The organism is Thermanaerothrix solaris (assembly GCF_032334255.1).
Taxonomy (GTDB): domain Bacteria; phylum Chloroflexota; class Anaerolineae; order Anaerolineales; family Anaerolineaceae; genus Thermanaerothrix; species Thermanaerothrix solaris.
This window is the reverse complement of sequence record NZ_JAUHMF010000001.1, coordinates 1,283,138-1,300,335: the sequence shown is the minus strand read 5'-3', so window position 1 is coordinate 1,300,335 and position 17,198 is coordinate 1,283,138. Positions and strand designations below refer to the sequence as shown.

Here is a 17,198-nt window from a genome sequence, read left to right as displayed (position 1 = left end):
TTCATGAGAGGAGGGTCGAATGAAAGCCATTTACACTTACGTTGTCCTTGGAGGATTGATCGCGGGGATGGTTCTGGTGGGATGCCAGCGTACACCTGTCTCTACTCCCACGGCTTCATTACCAGCACCTACACCGACATCGCCATTGTTACCAACACCTGCGGCTACTACCGCAGTGATCACACCAACAACGGTGCCCATTCCATCTACGACACCTAGCGCAACTCTGCCTAAGCCAACACCCACAACGGAGGGTTTGTATACCTATGCTGTAGTAGGGGTGGAGCCTGACGAGGGGTTGAGTGTTCATTCTGGACCAGGGGTGAACTATGATGTGGTTGGCACCTTACCCTATGACGCAACCCAAATCCATTTGACGGGCCAGAGAGCCCAGGCGCAAAATATCACCTGGGAAGAGATAGAGTGGCTCTCGGAATCCCCGCTCCGGGGTTGGGTTAACGGACGCTTTTTGACCCAGTATGTGCCACCAGAGGCTTTTTGTAATGCCGAAACCGCGAGCCTGATTGAGCAGTTCGAACAAGCCATACGCCAGGCCGATGGCCGTCTGTTGGCAACGCTGGTCAGCCCTGTCCATGGGGTAGATATCTGGCTTTGGCGTAGTGGTCGCGTTATCAACTTTGATCCGGCACATGCGCGGTGGGTTTTTAACAGCACCTATGTTCATAATTGGGGTGCCAATCCGGCCAGCGGGTTAGATACTCGGGGGTCCTTCCAGGAGGCTGTCCTACCGGTCTTACGCGATGCGATCCAAAATCCGCATGAGATCCGGTGTAACGACCGCACCGTTGGTGGCGTTGCGGAAGAGTATGCCTGGCCGGCGCGTTATCGTAACATCAACGTTTATAAAATTTTCAAACCAGGAACGCCGGGGATAGACTTGGATTGGCGCATTTGGTTGGTAGGAGTGGAATACGTGGAGAATAATCCTTATCTCTTTGCGCTCATTCATTTTCAATGGGAGCCATAGATAAAAATTCCTTCATGGAGGAAACACCTACATGCCTTCAACGGACTTTCTCTGGTGGCGTGATGGGGTCATTTATCAGATTTACCCCCGTTCGTTTGCGGATAGCAATGGTGATGGTCTGGGGGACTTGCCGGGCATAACAGCGCGCTTGGATTACCTGGCCGATTTGGGCATAGACGCAATCTGGCTCTCACCCATTTTCCCCTCTCCAGATGTGGATTTCGGTTATGATGTTGCCGATTACTTGGCCATTGATCCCCGCTTTGGGAGTCTGGAGGACTTTGATCGGTTCGTGGCTGAGGCGCATCGCCGTGGCATTCGAGTTATTCTAGATCTGGTGCTCAACCATACCTCAGATCAACATCCCTGGTTTCAGGAATCACGAAAATCTCGCGATAATCCATACGCCGATTGGTATTTGTGGCGCGATCCCCGCCCCGGCGGTGGACCGCCCAACAATTGGGCTTCGGTTTTTGGGGGCAAGGGATGGGAGTATGAACCTCAACGTGGCCAGTACTACTTTCATATGTTCTACAAGGAACAACCTGATTTAAACTGGCGTCATCCAACAGTGCGCGAGGCCCTCCTTGATGTCTTCCGCTTCTGGTTAGAGCGGGGAGTGGATGGCTTTCGCCTGGATGTGTTCAATGTGTATTTCAAGCATCCTGATTTTCCGGATAACCCCCCTCGTTTAGGGTTACGTGCTTTTGACCGCCAGCAGCATATTTACGATATTGACCAGCCGGAAATGTTCCCTCTATTGCGTGAAATACGTCAGATCTTAGATGCTTATCCCGAGCGATATGCGGTGGGAGAAACATTTCTGAGCACCCCCCAAAAGGCCGCCCGCTATTGTGCTCCTGGCTTATTGCACGCGACGTTTGACTTTACGTTTCTTCATTCCCCTTGGCGGCCGGAGCGGTTTTTGCGTGCGATCCAGGATTGGGAGCAAGCTCTTGGGGATGACTCCTGGCCAACCTACGTGCTTAATAATCACGATAATCCCCGTGCTGCTACTCGCTATGGACGCGGCGAGGACGATGCGCGTCTCAAGGTGGCGGCAACCCTGTTATTAACTCTGCGGGGTACGCCATTCATGTATTATGGGGAAGAAATCGGCATGCGCGACATTCGAGTTTCGCGATCGGAAATCAAAGATCCCATTGGGAAACGTTACTGGCCGTTTTACAAAGGGCGTGATGGTTGCCGTTCACCCATGCAGTGGGATGATTCGCCTCATGCGGGTTTCACCCTTGGCCACCCATGGCTTCCGGTTCATCCTAATTATCGTCACCGCAATGTGGAAGCCCAACGCCGAGATGCGCATTCATTGCTAAATTACTATCGGAGTCTACTGAGGTTAAGGAAGGAAAATTCGGCGCTAAGACGCGGTCTTTTCCAGCCGCTGACATTTGAGCCACGGCGCTTGTTGGCCTATTTACGTCAAGATGAGCATCAAACCATCCTGGTGGCGCTTAATTTCAGTTCGCGCCCGGTGCGTTTAGCCATGGGGAGAACGCTGAGTGCCTTTCGCTGGCGGCCACTGATCTCAACCAGGGATGAGCCGCTCATGCCGCGGGATGGTTTCCTCACTCTGCGCGGCGATGAAGCAGTAATTCTAGAACGCGAGGCTTAGGACGCAATTGGTGTGAGCCTATGAGAAAATACTGGCTACTCACTGTCTAGATCGGCCTCGCGCTCGCCCAGTGGCTCCAAGTCAAACGGCACCCCGACTTGTTCACCCCCTTCACGGAGCGATTTGACAACCTCTACCAGCAAGGGCACACCATCACGGGCGTACTTTTCGGCGTTCTCGAATTCTTTTTCACCGTGGATATATATGCGTTCTTCACCCTCAGCTTTGGGGGAGTCTTTGATCATGCGAATCAAACGATCCATATCGGCTTTGAATTCATCCACCGGGCGCAGGGCATCCACGCGGATGGCGGCAAAGAAATGGCCAACATTCGCCGCCTGGCCCTCACCGGGACGGGCTACATCAATGCTGTATGCTGCACCCGAGAGCACGCCGGATAGAATGTCAACCACCATGGCCAACCCATATCCCTTATAGCCACGCATTAGAGCGGTGCCGCCCAGGGGAAGCAAGGCGCCACCTTGCAACACGGCTTTAGGATCGGTGGTCACATTGCCTCGGGCATCAATTCCCCAGCCCTCGGGAATCGGTAACCCGGCTTTGTCATAGACGGTGATCTTGCCAATCGGGACAATGCTGGTCGCCATATCCAGGACGAAGGGGCGCTCCTGGCCGGCAGGTACGGCGACCGCGATGGGGTTTGTGCCCAGCATGGCTTTACGGCCGTAGGTAGGCGCCACCAGTGGCTGTGAATTGGTCAGGCTGATTCCGATCATATCATGGGGAAGGGCCATCATGGCGTAGTAGCCGGCAATGCCGTAGTGGTTGCTGTTGCGCACCGTAACCATGGCCATTCCCACCTCTTGCGCTTTCTCAATACAACGTTGCATGGCGCGATAAGCAACCACTTGCCCTAAGCCTTGTCCGCCATCCAACAGTACCGTGGCAGGTGATTCACGTACCACGCGCAGGGGAGAGCGGACATCAATCAATCCTTTGCGAATCCGGTTGCCATAGTAGGTGTGAAGACGAATGATGCCGTGTGAGGCAACTCCGCGCAGGTCAGCAGCCAGCAACACGTCGGCAGCAATTTGGGCGTCCTCGGCGGGGACGCCCAAGTGGGTAAAAAAGCGCTCCATGTAGTGTTTTAGCGCCTCAGCCCGAAAAAGCAAAACCCGTGGCATGGACAACCTCCAGTAAGACCCTACGGCTAAATATCGAGATTTTTCACCAGTCGTGCGTGCGTTTGGATGAATCGCGTTCGAGGAGGTACTGCCTCGCCCATCAGCATGTCAAAGGTGCGGTCGGCGGCTGCGGCATCCTCAATTGTCACCATCATCAGGGTGCGATTTTGGGGATTCATGGTGGTCTCCCACAATTGTTGGGGGTTCATCTCGCCCAAGCCTTTATAGCGCTGGATGGAGGCTTTCTCTGCGGGAATGCCCAACTCTTTGAGGATCTGGTCTTTCTGGGCTTCAGTATAAGCGTAGCGGACAAGATCCTTGTAGGCGATGCGGTAGAGCGGGGGCTGGGCGATGAAGAGGTGACCGTTTTCGATCAAAGGTTGCATGTAACGGAAGAAGAAGGTCAGCAGTAAGGTGCGGATGTGGCTGCCATCCACATCGGCATCCGTCATAACAATGACACGCCCGTAGCGCAGATTGTTTAGATCAAAGGACTCGCCGATCCCGGTGCCCAAAGCCGAAACCAGGGCTTTAACTTCATTGTTTGAGAGGATTTTATCTAGGCGGGCACGTTCGGTGTTGAGAATTTTTCCCCGCAGGGGTAGGATAGCCTGAAAATGGCGATCTCGTCCCTGTTTAGCCGAGCCACCTGCGCTATCGCCCTCAACGATGAAGAGTTCGGTCTTCTGAGGATCGCGTTCCGAGCAATCGGCCAGTTTACCGGGCAGGGTCAGGCTTTCCAATGCCGATTTGCGGATAACCAAATCGCGCGCTTTACGTGCCGCATCGCGGGCGCGGGCAGAGGTCAGGCACTTTTGAATGATGGCTTTGGCGGCTGCCGGATTTTCTTCGAGAAAGGTTGCCAGCGCCTCACCCACGACCTGCTGAACGTAGGTCTGTACCTCGGGATTCATCAGTTTGACCTTGGTCTGGCTTTCAAATTGCGGGTCGGGGTGCTTAATGCTGACGATGGCGGTCATGCCCTCGCGCGTATCATCCCCGGTGAAGTTAGGGTCAGAGTCTTTGAGCAGACCATTGCGGCGGGCATAATCATTGAGGACGCGGGTAACGGCAGTGCGCAATCCAGTGAGGTGCGTGCCACCGTCAATCGTGTTGATGGTATTGGCAAAGGAATACACCGATTCAGCGTAAGCGTCAGTGTACTGGATGGCGACCTCAATGCCGATGTTCTCAACCTCTTTCTCGACGTAGAAAACGGGGTGAAGTACCTCGCGGTTGCGATTCAAGTAGTGCACAAACGAGATTATCCCACCCTCAAAATAAAAGGTCATCTCACGCTGGGTACGCTCATCCACCAGCCGGATTTCGACCTTGCGGGTGACGAAAGCCATCTCGCGGAAGCGCTGTACCAGCGTCTCAAACTTGTAATCCACATCCCCTTTGAAAATTTCGCGGTCAAATTTGAACGTGGTGATGGTGCCGGTGTCTTCGGGGGCACAGGTACCAATGACCTTAACCGGTTCTAGCGGAATACCACGCTCATAACGCTGGAAGTGAATTTTGCCCTCGCGCTTGACTCGAACCTCGCACCATTCCGAAAGTGCGTTCACGGCAGAGACGCCCACGCCATGCAAGCCGCCGGAGACCTTATAACTGGTATGACCGAATTTTCCCCCTGCGTGCAAGGTGGTCATTACCACTTCCAGGGCCGATTTTTTCTTTTCGGGGTGGATATCTACCGGAATACCGCGCCCGTTATCCTCTACGGTAACGCTGCTATCGGGATGAATGGTCACCACAATGCGATTGCATGCCCCGGCCAGGGCTTCGTCAATGGAGTTGTCTACCACCTCGTACACGAGATGATGCAATGCCTTCAAATCGGTACCGCCGACGTACATCCCCGGGCGGCGGCGTACCGCTTCAAGTCCCTCTAGAACCTGAATGTCCTTAGCGCCATAACTTGTCGTTGCACTCATCTGTGCCACGCTTACCTCCAAATACCTTGTAACGTCATTTGCTTTCGGCCGTCATCTTGGCTGTCGTACGTTGAACTAAAAATTCCATCCATTGAATGCCGCCACGATAGTAGATGAAACTGGCGGCGAGAATGGCGGAGTAGATAAACGCATGTCCGAGGATACCCACCAGGGTTAACCATGAGTCGGGTGGAGCGGAGCGCCATAATAAATCCAGACCTTGGCCCAAAGTTAACGCCACAAGGACAAATAGGGGCAACCGGGGTAAAAACGGGTGAACCAAGACCATGCTTTTAAGGGCGGCCTGGATGGGTTTGAGATTCAAAGCAAATATCCCGTGAGGGGTGAAAATCAAGGGAAACAAGACCATGAAAATGAGTATGGTGACCACGAAGAAGGCAATGTTTCCCGCCCCGGGCAGTAGCCATAAAACGAACCCCAAGATAAATAGGCTTGGTACGCTCATGAGGGCGAGGATAAGGTAAAACAGAACGCAAAATAATAGTGCTGAGGGCATTTGTCGGGTAAAGAACAGTTGCCAGTTGATGCGGTTATCCTCAGCCGTAGCACTAGCCAACAAGGCAAAATAAATGCAGCCCAGGGTAAAACCCACTACCATCAACCCTATGCTAACCCCTAATAGCGCTCCCATGCTGCTGATTTGCACGTTGGGTGCAGTTCCCAGGGGATGCGTGGCGTCTGAGAACCCGGTGAGCAAACTGGGCACCCCGATGGGAAAGGTCTTGAGTAAACCTAACAGGTTAATCCCTTTAAGCAGGGGTTGCCACAATTCGCTAAGGGGTACAGGGGTGGTTGGCGTCCCCGAGCGCTCCAGGAGCGTGGTTGCCGTTTGAAAGTAGGGGGTAAGTAACTGCTCGATGCGCAAGCGCGGCGCAAACCACAATATCAAATCCACCCCTAACGGTAGCAGGATTAAATAGAGATGCCCTGCCACGGTATTAAAACCGGCAATAAAAGCCGCCATGATGCCTGGCGGTTGCTCTTGAACGGATTCCTGAAGACCAGCCATACGTGTTACATTTTACCACAGGCCTTATCCCGATCCTGCTAAAAGAATCGCCGACAGCTTTCTGTGGTGGTGATTTTCGTACTCGGGTTTACAATTATGGGTCTAAAGTATTCCAATGTCATCCCAGCATCGTGTGCCCAATTCTCTAAGGTGATTTACCGTAGTACGCTATCTCTTGGATGCCGAGGTTTTTGCAACACCGTCATTATCATTTAAAAGGCTTTTAAGGGGGTATGATATAATTTGCCCAACGCACCCATGAGACGCATCACTGGACTTTTTCTTCTAACAGGGCTTTCCATTCTTTTGATGGCAGCGGTTTGGCCATCCCCAGCGGCACATCCACCGGCGCAGGTGAGTTATGCCACCCCAACTGCTTTGCCGGATGGTCGAATTTTGTACATTGTTCAACCCCAAGATACTTGTATCCGAATCTCACTGCTCACCGGGGTTTCGATTGACGATCTCCGCTTGTTGAACGGCCTGGATGCAAACTGCACATTGCGCGAAGGGCAAAGCCTTCTGCTGGGTACTGTGGCCCCAACACCTACTCCCTTTGGCCCTACTGCAACACCCACACCGATCCTGCCTTCCCCCACACCTTTCCAGGGGAACGGCCGCATTTGTGTGTTCCTTTTCAATGACATAAACGGTAATGCACAGGTTGAAAATGGCGAGGAAGGCATCTCCGGTGGGGCGATCAGCATTACTGACCGCTTGGGAAAGATTTCTCGTGAGGGGACAAGTCAGAGCGGAACAGATCCAGTGTGCTTTGATGAATTACCAGAGGGTGATTACAACATCAGCATTGCGGTCCCGGAAGGGTATAACCCCACCACACGCATGAATTACGCGTTGACCTTGCGCGCCGGGGATACCACTACGCTGGACTTTGGGGCTCAACTCAGCGCCCGCGCCCAGCCCGGCGAAGTGGCGGAAACCCCTCGCTCTCCGTTGTTGGCCATTTTAGGTGCCATTTTACTGGTAGTGGGGATTGGGTTGGGGATCTATGCCCGCCTGTTGCTGCGCCGCTGAGCGTTCTTCGCATAATCCACGTTCAGGTGTTTGGATAGCCAGGTCCTCTGGCGTTACTTGAGCCAAGAAATTCCAGAAAGCTTCTTGCGCGCTACCCAAGGGATGCAGGCGATAGCGGCAAAAGAAAATATCCTCGGTTAATTCCATATCACGCACCCGAACGATCACAACTTTCCCCTTTCCCACCTGCTCAACGGCGGAATGAGGCACAAATCCTACGCCGATCCCTCTTTGCACGGCAATCACAATAGCCTCTGAGTTTCCCAATGTCAGGACGATGCGTAGGTCGTGTACATGCAAGCCGTGTCTAGCCAGGGCGTTGCGGACCACACGGTAAGTTCCTGCGCTTTCCTCACGCATAACGAAGCACTCGTTCGTGAGGTCTTGGGGTGAAATTTCGCCTTGGGCTGCCCACGGATGCTCAGGGGGAACGATCAGCACCACCGGTTCGCGGTAGAAAGGCCGAAATTCGATGTGCCGATCCAATTCGTCAAAACTACTGGAGAAAGCGAAATCTACATCTCCTTTGCGCAGCATTTCTAGCGCCAGCGCGCGTGGGGTTACATGGACGGTGGCTTGCACCCGTGGGTGTTGAGTCATGAAGCGCGCCAGGATGAGTGGGAGCAGATACTTGCCCGGTGTGGTGCTACAGCCAATGGTCAGATGCCCGATGACCTCGCCACGTAAACTCTGCATCAATTCTTCTGCCCGCGAGTTCACCAACAAGATTTGCCGGGCCAGAGGAATCAAGGCCATACCCGCTTCGCTGAGGGCCATTTTGCGCCCTTTGCGGATGAATAGGGTAACCCCTAACTGGCTTTCCAGCTGATGAATGTGCTGGGTGATCGAGGGTTGAGAAAGGCCAAGTTTCTCTGCGGCTCGGGAGAAGTTCAGTGTTTCGGCAGCGGTCAGGAAGACTTGTAATTGGTAGGGGTTGAGCATAATTTGGTCTCTCTCCCTGAGTTGTGATAAGTTTTTCTAATTATAAGCCATAATCAATTCGTTGCAGTATTTGTGATAAAAGGCACTAATTGTTTTGAGGTCAACTCCGTAAAATGAAGGGGAGATTAAAAGGATTTTGTCCCACTTGGGAGAGAGAACATGCAACGGATGCTAAAGGTAATCATTGTGCTCGGGATAGGGATGTTAATGGGAGCGTGTGCGGCTCAGGCTAACCCTGCGCCTACCGCAGTGCCCACACCGACTCTTCCTGCGGCAGTTTATACCCCCCAGAGTTCGGTAGATTACTGTGTATCATGTCATACCGATAAGAATGCACTCATACAAACCGCTAAACCTGAAGAAAAGGCGCCCAGCGAGTCTGAAGGGGTGGGTTGAGGGGGTGATGTGGCTCCGTTGGAGCCTTGGGAGAAAGTTTTGGTCAATGCGGACTTCATTAACTCTATCCATGGGCGGGCGGGGTGCATTGCTTGCCATGGTGGACGGCAATCGCCGGATAAGGACACGGCTCACAGCGGTTTGATCGCTGATCCCAGCCAGGACGCCGGTCGCATTTGTGGGGCCTGCCACGGAGAAATTGTGGATGGTTTCTCCACCAGTTTGCATGCCTCTCTGCAGGGTTATCGGACGGTTGTCTATTCTCGCAGTTTGCCCGAGAATCACCCCGCTCTTCAAACCGCCATGCAGAACCATTGTTCGTCCTGCCATACGACGTGTGGTGATTGTCATATCAGCCAGCCCAAATCCGTGGGTGGTGGTTTGCTTAATGGGCACCAGGTTGAGAAGACGCCCCCGATGACGCGCACCTGCACGGCATGCCATGGCACTCGCGTGGGCGCAGAATATTTAGGCAAACATGAGGACATTCCCGGCGATGTTCACTTCCGCGAAGGCCGCATGAACTGCATGGCTTGCCATTCTGGAGACGACTTGCACACCGCCGAGGGTGACGCTGCCAAACACCGCTACTGGGGTAAACAACAACCGGCATGTAAGGATTGTCATGCTCAAGTAGGCCGGGCAGACGATCCTATCCCTCAACATACCATTCACGGCGACAAGGTGGCCTGCCAGGTTTGTCATGCTGTGGAATACACCAGTTGCGATGGTTGCCATGTGGCTATAAGCGATAAAACGGGAAATCCGTTTTTCAAGACCGAGGCCACCTACCTTTCCTTCATGATTGGGCGCAACCCCTGGCCCAGTCGTGAACGGCCGTATGAGTATGTGCTTCTGCGCCACGTACCGGTTGCACCGACCAGTTTTGAATATTACGGCCCGGATCTATTGCCTAACTACAATTTATTACCAACCTGGACCTACACCACACCGCATAATATTCAACGTCAGACCCCACAAAACCGCTCGTGTAACTCGTGCCATGGGAATGCTTCACTCTTTTTGACCCCTGATAAAGTCAAACCCGAAGAATTGGAGGCCAATCGCAACGTGATTGTTGAAGATGTACCTGCCACACTCCCCTTTATAAAGTAAATCTATATTTTGGAGGATTTTACAATGGTTCGTAAGGTTTCCACACCTCTCATTTTGTTGGTTGTGCTCAGCCTGGTACTGAGTGCCTGTGCGCCTGCTGCACCTGCCGTCACGCCAACCGTTGAGCCAACTGTAGCACCGACTCAGGAACCGACGGCGCTTCCTAGTCCCACGGTCGAAGTTAAGCCGGATATTGCAGCGCTGTGGACGCAGTTAATCGCTGATCTTCCGGCAGAAAAAGGATTTGGTACGGTCAGCGCAGTCAAATTGAACGAGGAACTCGCTGAAAAGCCACTGTTCCTGCTCGACGTGCGCGAGGCGGCTGAGATCGAGAAGGACGGTTTCATCGAGGGGGCAGTGCATATTCCGGTGCGCGAAGTGCTGAAGAACCTGGATAAGTTACCTGCACCTGATCAGCCTATTGTCGTTTACTGTGCGTCTGGGCATCGTGGTGCGCTGGTTCTCTCCGCGCTCAAATTGCTGGGCTATACCAACGTCCGCAACCTGGGAGGTGGTCTGGGGGCCTGGAAGAAAGCCAATCTTCCAGTGGTGACCGGCTCGATGCCTGCTGCGCCTCAGGCCGGGATGGCACCGGAAATCAAAGACCAAGCCCTTTATCAGACGTTGAACGATTTCTTAAGCAACTTGCCCGAGGGTTTCTATACCGTCAAGGCGGATAAACTCAATGCCGATATGGTTGAGGGCAAGACGTTAGTTCTAGTTGATGTGCGTACCCCCAAAGAGGTTGAAACTGAAGGGTACATCGCAGGGGCGATTCAACTGCCGTTTAGTGAGTTCATGAGCCATCTCAATGAACTGCCTACCAACACGCCGCTGGTGATTTATTGTGCATCGGGGCACCGCGGCGCCATTATCATGATGGGGTTGCGTCTGCTGGGTTATGAGGCAGTTAATCTGGCCGGTGGCCTGAACGCCTGGAAAGCGGCGCAGTTGCCCGTCGAAGGTGCGGTGGATTGGAACGCGACCTGGAACGATTTTCTGACCAACCTGCCCAAAGACTTCTACGCCATCTCTGCGGCTGATCTGAATGCAGCCCTGGCTGATAAACCGCCCTTCTTGCTGGATGTGCGCGAAGCCGCCGAACTGGAGAAGGATGGCTACATCGAGGGTGCGATTCACATTCCTGTGCGTGAGGTTTTGAAGAATCTGGATAAACTCCCGGCTCAGGATCAGCCGATTGTGATTTACTGTGCTTCAGGTCATCGCGGTGCGCTGGTCATGGCAGCACTGCGCCTGTTAGGCTATACCGATGTGCGTAATCTGGGCGGTGGCTTGAATGCCTGGAAGAAAGCCAATTTGCCGGTGGTGACTGGAAATGTGCCCGCAGCGCCAACAGCAGGTACGGCACCGGAGATCAAAAATCAGGCGCTTTTCAAAGGTCTGGACGATTTTCTTAGCAACTTGCCGGAAAACTTCTACACCATCAAAGCCCCTGATCTGCAAGCAGCCTTGGGGGAGGCGAATAAGCCTTTTATCTTGGATGTGCGCACCGCGGATGAATTGAAAACGGATGGCTACATTGAAGGCTCTGTCCACATTCCGGTCAACGAGCTCTTTGCCCGTATGAGCGAGTTACCGCAGGACAAGGCGACACCGATTGTTGTGTTATGCAAGTCCGGTCATCGTGGGGCGCTGGCCATGATGGCGCTGCGGATGATTGGGTACTCGAATGTCAGCAACCTCGCCGGTGGCATTAATGCCTGGATTGCAGCCCAATTACCCGTTGTGAAGTAAGTGTATGGATGGGTGGAAAAATTGGGTGGGGACTACCCCACCCAATTTTTTATTCCCGGGGGGAGGGGGGGAGGCTATTCAACAATTTTCGTAAAGCCAATTCATAGTCGGCTTTGTTGGGGGGATTGAGGGCAATGATCTCACGCACAATGCGCACTGCCTGCTGGGTGTCACCAAGTTCAATGTAGCCATCGGCAATGGCATCGAGTTCAGCCACGGCGTGATCCACGTGCTGAATCTGACGGTAAAGATGGGCGAGGCGATAGCGTAAAAGCAACTTTTTTGTAGGATATTCGAGGATCAAATCCTGCAGGAATTGGATGGCATCCTCAATACGATTGGCACTGATAAGAAAATGGATAAAGTTGTCAATTTCATTGAGGGCGGCGGTATCTTCTTCCAGTTGAAAATAGAGATCTACAATCTTTGCGCGTAAGTCACGATCGTCGGGTTTTAGCGTTCGCATTTGTTCATAGGTATTTACGGCCTGACGCCAATCCAGGCGTTGCTGGTCGAGATCGGCGACCTTACCCAGGATGAGCAGGGCCCACTGGCGATACTCCCGTGATTGCTGGGCGATGCGGAGGGCTTTCAAGTAAGTCTGGCGGGCGAGATCAAGATCTGCCAGGTGATAATGCATGTCTGCCAGTGCCATGGTTTCCTGCACCGCCTCATCGGTACGCCCTTGGTGCAGTAGCAGTTCAATGAGGTAGTGGCGGATCGAAAGTTCCATGGGTGCCATTTGCACACTGCGCTGAAGCAAGGTCACCGCCTGGCCGGTTTCGCCACGTAGATGATATAAGCGCGCTACCAGACGGTATTTGTTGACCGCTTCCTGGGTCATCCCTTTTTGCATCATCAGGTCGCCGATTTGGACATGTAAAGGGAGATAGGTGGGTGCAAAACTTAACGCGCGGAAGGCTTCTTCCATGGCCGAGTAGAGTTTTTGTTGGGCTGCCAGTTGGCGTACGTGCTCAAGGGCTTCAATGACTTGCGTACTACGGGTTTCGAGCAACATCTCGGCGAGGGGTGGGGGAGACGTTTTGTCAGGCGCTTGTTGTTGCAATTGCTGGCGGGCTTTTTGGAGTAACTCGCGCCAGCCGGATTGGGCTAATTGGCTTTCAATGCTTTCGCACAATGCCTTAAGTTTTTGGGCGTCTTTCTCGCTCCGTTGTGCCTCGATAATGGATTCATAAGTCTGGTTCAGGGCATCCACCTGAGCGGGAGGGACGGTTTGGGCATCCGCCAAACGCAAGGCCTGCAAGAAAGCCACTGCGGCTTCACTCAAATTGCCCAGTTTAGAAGCCACCCGTCCGATTAATAGGAAGGCTGCCAGCGCAAAATCAGGGTGAGCCGTGGCACGATAAAGGTATTGCAGAGCGCGGGCGGGGTCGCGTTCGGCTAGCAATAATCCCAAGTTGTAGGAAAGGGCCGGGTGCACCAGCCCTAACTTTTCTGCACGTTCCAGTTCCTGCAGGGCTTGGGCATCGTCGCCGTGGGTTTGGGATTCGATGGCCTGGTTAAGGTGAAGTAGCAACCGTGTCAGGTCGGTTTGGTTGGTGGGAAGCACGGTGCCACTGCCGCGGGTTAGGGCACTCAGACCTCGCCGTGACGAAGAGGCCGTGCTGGAGGTGGCGGCATGTTCAGCCTGGTCAAATAACAAGGTTGCCAATTGGATCAAGGCCTGCTGGCGCGCTTCGCTAATGGGATCTAGGGGTGCGCGCTCTTCATCTTCGGCATCTGCTTGCAGGATTTCGGCCAGGCGCACCGGCCCGGTACCGCCACGGGGACGAGCGGGCTTAGGTAACGGCGTGCCGGTGCGCAGGGCTTGGAGGGCTTGGGTGGCTTCGGCGCTCCCGGGAAGTAGTTTCAAGGCGTGCTGCACAGTTTGGATTGCCTTGGCTACATCGTTGTTCTGTTGCAGGATACTGGCCATTGCCAGGTAGGCTTCTACGGCCTCTGCCTTGCGCCCCAGACGCTCGTATATGAGCGCTAGACGACTGTGCGCGGTCAGGTTCTCGGGTTGCAGGCTAAGCACGCGGATCAGGTTGGTGATGGTTTTTTCAACCTCGCGATTTTTGAGGTAAAGGTCTGCTGCCTGCAGACCCAGCCGCACAGCCTCTTTGAGTCGTCCCAGCCGCTCATATATGCGGGCCATTTTTTCGTAGGCCAGCGGCTCTTCGGGTTGAAGCGTGGCCAGGCGCTGGTAAACGGTGAGGGCTTCATCGAATTGTTGTAATTCGAAAAGGGCCAACCCCAGGTTGCTGAGCGCCTGCGGATCTTCGGGGAATTCTTCCAAGGCGCGGCGGTAATGCTGAGCGGCCAGTTCCCAGTTCTGGTCCCAGGCGGCTGAATGCCCTTCGTTCATTTCGTGGTGATAAAGTTCGCGATTCCCGGCCACGTTTCCCTCATTCTTACTTATTGTCGGTATCTCAACTTAAATTTTCAAATGCAACCATTTCGCCCCAGTTTATACCCCACCGCGCCTCAGTGAGAAGGGGCACCACTAACGTGTAGGCATTCTCCATTACGTTTTTCACCACGCGCGCGGTGCTCTCTTTCTCCTCGGTGGGGCATTCTAACACCAGTTCGTCATGTACCTGCAGTAGCAGGCGAGCAGATAGTCCGGCCCCTTCCAAGGCCGATGGCAGGCGCACCATGGCAATTTTCATGATATCGGCGGCTGTGCCCTGGATTGGGGCATTGATGGCTTCGCGTTCTTCACGCTGACGGACGGCAGGGTTAGGGGGATTTTTAAGATTGGGAAAGTAACGCCGACGCCCTAAGAGCGTTTCAACATAACCCTGGCGGGCGGCCAGCGCCCGCGTGTTCTCGATATAATCCTTGACGCGGGGAAATTGTTTGAAATAGGCCTGGACAAAATTTTCGGCTTCGGCCAGGGTGAGGTCGGTGGTGCGGGTTAGCCCATAGGGGCTCATCCCGTAAATCAAGCCAAAGTTAATTGCTTTGGCATGACGACGTTGTTCCTTGGTCACCTGGTCTAAGGGAACGCCGTAAATCGCGGCAGCGGTGGCGGCATGAATATCTTGTCCAGCCAGAAAGGCGTTGATCATGGCTTCATCGCCGGAGATATGGGCAACGATGCGCAGTTCAATTTGGGAATAATCCACCGAGATGAGCACTTTGCCGGGCGCGGCAATAAAAGCCCGCCGCACCATCCGCCCGGTTTCGGTGCGCGCTGGGATGTTCTGCAGATTAGGATCCGACGAAGCCAGGCGGCCGGTGACCGAGCCAGTTTGGTTGAAGGATGTGTGCACACGACCGGTCTTTGGATTGACCTGCTCGGGCAGCGCATCTACGTAGGTGGATTTGAGTTTGGCTAGCTCGCGGTACTCTAGGATCATTTCGATGATCGGGTGGGTCGAGCGCATCTCTTCGAGCACTTCGGCCGAGGTAGAGTAGTGCCCGCTACTGGTGCGTTTGCGCCGGTCCGGTGGCTCCAATCGGAGGGTTTCAAAGAGTGCCCGTGAAAGTTGTTGGGTGGAATTAAGGTTGAAGGGATAACCCACAATATCAAAAATCTGACTTTCGATTTCAGCCATTCGCTGTTGCAATTCCCGCGACATCTGGCGCAGGAAGGGCACATCCAGCGCAATGCCAGCCTGTTCCATACGCGCTAATATCGGCACCAATGGCATTTCGATATCTTCAAACAGGCGCAAACCATTGACCTCTTTCAGGCGTGATTCGAGCAATGGTTTTAAGCGCAGGCATATTTCGGCATCGGCGGCGGCGTAGGGGGCGACCATTTCCACGGGGACTTCAGCCATAGAACGTTGCTGCTTGCCTTTGCCGATTAATTCTTCGATATGGGTCATTTGAATTCCCAGATAGGCTTCGGCCAACCCTTTGAGGTTGAAGTTATATCCTTCGGGATTGAGCAGCCAAGCGGCAATCATAGTATCGAAACTAAGCGGGGAGACCCACAGGCCGTGCTCAGCCAGCACCAGCAGATCGTATTTCATGTTATGCCCCACTTTGGGTTTGCGGGGATGTTCAAGATAGGGGCGAAGGCGTTCACGCACGAGTTCCCAAGGCAATTGAGGTTCACTACCAACGTGACCAAGCGGAATATAGTAGCCTTCACCGGGTTCTATGGCCAATGAAATCCCCACCAACTCGGCGCGCAGGGGGTCCAGATGTGTGGTCTCGGTGTCAAAGGCGATGTCTGTGGCTTGTTCTAGGCGTTCGCAGAGGGCATCGAGAGCGGATGGGGAGTTGACGATGTGATAACGCGTTTCAGGTGCAGCGGGGGTGCCAACCTGGGTAAGGGGCAGGCCAAAGAGCGAGAGTTGTGTACTGGCCGGCGGTGTTTTCTGTTGCAAGGCTTTGAGCCTTGGGATAAGGCTGCGAAATTCTAATTCTTGGAAGAACTGCTCCACAGCGGCAAAGTTTAAATTTTGGGTACGGGCACGCTCTAAATCCAGGGTAACGGGGACATCCGTGCGGATCCGCGCCAGATCGCGACTAAGGTAGGCTGCTTCGCGTCCTTTCTCCAAGAGCGTCCGAATGCGTGGGGGCAGTTTATCGAGATTCGCATAGATATCGTCCAACGTGGGAAATTGTTTTAATAATTCAACGGCTGTTTTCTCACCGATGCCGTGCACACCGGGGATATTATCTGAGGTATCTCCCACCAGGGCTTTGTAGTCCACAATCTGCCAGGGGTAAATGCCCAGTAAAGCGACAACATCTTGAGGGCCATAATCCTTGGCTTCAGAGAGTTTGTTTCCGGCCAGGTTGACGATGACCCGGTCATTGACTAGTTGAAGCAGGTCACGGTCGCCCGTAATGATCTTGACCCCCAGGCCGCTGGCGACCGCTTGCTGGGTTACACTTCCGAGGACGTCATCCGCCTCATAGCCTTCTTTTTCCAGGATGGGCAAGCCAAATGCCTCGACCATTTCGTGCAAGCGGTCAATCTGTGGACGCAGTTCATCCGGCATTTTGGCACGGGTAGCCTTGTAATCGGCAAATAGATCGTTGCGAAAAGTCCGCCCGGTATCAAAGGCTACAGCCAGGAATTCCGGTTGTTCCTGATCCAGCAGACGCAACAAAACACTGCAAAAACCGTAAATGCCGGTGGTAATTTCGCCTTTGGTGGTCATCAAATGCTGACCGCCTTTTAGGATGGCAAAGTAGGTGCGGTAAGCCAGAGCATGACCGTCAATCAAATATAATGTGGGGGGCATAG

Annotated in this window: 12 protein-coding genes; 6 read left to right on the top strand and 6 right to left on the bottom strand. The window is 53.7% G+C overall.

Features of this window, described 5'->3' with window-relative positions; all coding sequences use genetic code 11:
• The first annotated feature begins 19 nt into the window (after positions 1-19).
• Together QYE77_RS06020 and QYE77_RS06015 are read left to right on the top strand one after the other, a co-directional pair.
• On the top strand, positions 20-988 hold the full coding sequence (locus tag QYE77_RS06020; RefSeq protein ID WP_315624472.1) for a hypothetical protein: 969 nt from the start codon (positions 20-22) through the stop codon (positions 986-988).
• Positions 989-1,019: 31 nt separating this feature from the next.
• Positions 1,020-2,624, top strand: coding sequence for a glycoside hydrolase family 13 protein (locus tag QYE77_RS06015; protein WP_315624471.1), 1,605 nt, complete (start codon positions 1,020-1,022; stop codon positions 2,622-2,624).
• 35 nt (positions 2,625-2,659) lie between these two features.
• Here the strand turns inward: QYE77_RS06015 and QYE77_RS06010 are convergent, their stop codons facing one another.
• Genes QYE77_RS06010 through QYE77_RS06000 form a run of 3 tightly spaced genes read right to left on the bottom strand, consistent with a single transcriptional unit; the run spans position 2,660 to position 6,739 of the window.
• On the bottom strand, positions 2,660-3,769 hold the full coding sequence (locus tag QYE77_RS06010; protein ID WP_315624470.1) for an Ldh family oxidoreductase: 1,110 nt from the start codon (positions 3,767-3,769) through the stop codon (positions 2,660-2,662).
• Between the two features lie 26 nt (positions 3,770-3,795).
• On the bottom strand, positions 3,796-5,709 hold the full coding sequence (gyrB, locus tag QYE77_RS06005) for a DNA topoisomerase (ATP-hydrolyzing) subunit B (protein WP_315624915.1): 1,914 nt from the start codon (positions 5,707-5,709) through the stop codon (positions 3,796-3,798).
• A gap of 34 nt (positions 5,710-5,743) precedes the next feature.
• Positions 5,744-6,739, bottom strand: coding sequence for a hypothetical protein (locus tag QYE77_RS06000; RefSeq protein WP_315624469.1), 996 nt, complete (start codon positions 6,737-6,739; stop codon positions 5,744-5,746).
• Between the two features lie 258 nt (positions 6,740-6,997).
• On the opposite strand from QYE77_RS06000, the gene QYE77_RS05995 reads away from it, so the two are divergent.
• A complete protein-coding gene (locus QYE77_RS05995) occupies positions 6,998-7,774 on the top strand; it encodes an SdrD B-like domain and LysM peptidoglycan-binding domain-containing protein (protein ID WP_315624468.1) in 777 nt (258 codons plus the stop codon).
• Here the strand turns inward: QYE77_RS05995 and QYE77_RS05990 are convergent.
• Entirely contained in the window at positions 7,718-8,716 is a 999-nt protein-coding gene (locus tag QYE77_RS05990) for a LysR family transcriptional regulator (protein ID WP_315624467.1), read from the bottom strand. The genes QYE77_RS05995 and QYE77_RS05990 overlap by 57 nt on opposite strands.
• A 159-nt stretch (positions 8,717-8,875) precedes the next feature.
• On the opposite strand from QYE77_RS05990, the gene QYE77_RS05985 reads away from it, so the two are divergent.
• From QYE77_RS05985 to QYE77_RS05975, 3 genes are read left to right on the top strand one after another with little or no spacing between them, the layout of a single operon-like run.
• On the top strand, positions 8,876-9,112 hold the full coding sequence (locus tag QYE77_RS05985) for a hypothetical protein (protein WP_315624466.1): 237 nt from the start codon (positions 8,876-8,878) through the stop codon (positions 9,110-9,112).
• A 9-nt stretch (positions 9,113-9,121) separates the two neighbouring features.
• Entirely contained in the window at positions 9,122-10,228 is a 1,107-nt protein-coding gene (locus tag QYE77_RS05980; protein WP_315624465.1) for a hypothetical protein, read from the top strand.
• A gap of 24 nt (positions 10,229-10,252) precedes the next feature.
• A complete protein-coding gene (locus QYE77_RS05975) occupies positions 10,253-11,983 on the top strand; it encodes a rhodanese-like domain-containing protein (RefSeq protein WP_315624464.1) in 1,731 nt (576 codons plus the stop codon).
• A 49-nt stretch (positions 11,984-12,032) separates the two neighbouring features.
• Here QYE77_RS05975 and QYE77_RS05970 read toward each other — a convergent pair whose 3' ends face one another.
• Positions 12,033-14,384 (bottom strand): tetratricopeptide repeat protein, encoded by a 2,352-nt coding sequence (locus QYE77_RS05970; RefSeq protein WP_315624463.1) that lies wholly within the window; start codon positions 14,382-14,384, stop codon positions 12,033-12,035.
• A 31-nt stretch (positions 14,385-14,415) separates the two neighbouring features.
• Complete coding sequence (gene polA, locus QYE77_RS05965; protein WP_315624462.1) at positions 14,416-17,196, bottom strand: DNA polymerase I; 2,781 nt, start codon at positions 17,194-17,196, stop codon at positions 14,416-14,418.
• Positions 17,197-17,198: the final 2 nt, after the last annotated feature.

Coding starts and splice junctions, on each gene's coding strand:
- QYE77_RS06020 (WP_315624472.1), top strand. CDS start 20: ATGAAAGCCATTTACACTTACGTTGTCCTTGGAGGATTGATCGCGGGG.
- QYE77_RS06015 (WP_315624471.1), top strand. CDS start 1,020: ATGCCTTCAACGGACTTTCTCTGGTGGCGTGATGGGGTCATTTATCAG.
- QYE77_RS06010 (WP_315624470.1), bottom strand. CDS start 3,769: ATGCCACGGGTTTTGCTTTTTCGGGCTGAGGCGCTAAAACACTACATG.
- gyrB (WP_315624915.1), bottom strand. CDS start 5,709: ATGAGTGCAACGACAAGTTATGGCGCTAAGGACATTCAGGTTCTAGAG.
- QYE77_RS06000 (WP_315624469.1), bottom strand. CDS start 6,739: ATGGCTGGTCTTCAGGAATCCGTTCAAGAGCAACCGCCAGGCATCATG.
- QYE77_RS05995 (WP_315624468.1), top strand. CDS start 6,998: ATGAGACGCATCACTGGACTTTTTCTTCTAACAGGGCTTTCCATTCTT.
- QYE77_RS05990 (WP_315624467.1), bottom strand. CDS start 8,716: ATGCTCAACCCCTACCAATTACAAGTCTTCCTGACCGCTGCCGAAACA.
- QYE77_RS05985 (WP_315624466.1), top strand. CDS start 8,876: ATGCAACGGATGCTAAAGGTAATCATTGTGCTCGGGATAGGGATGTTA.
- QYE77_RS05975 (WP_315624464.1), top strand. CDS start 10,253: ATGGTTCGTAAGGTTTCCACACCTCTCATTTTGTTGGTTGTGCTCAGC.
- polA (WP_315624462.1), bottom strand. CDS start 17,196: ATGCCCCCCACATTATATTTGATTGACGGTCATGCTCTGGCTTACCGC.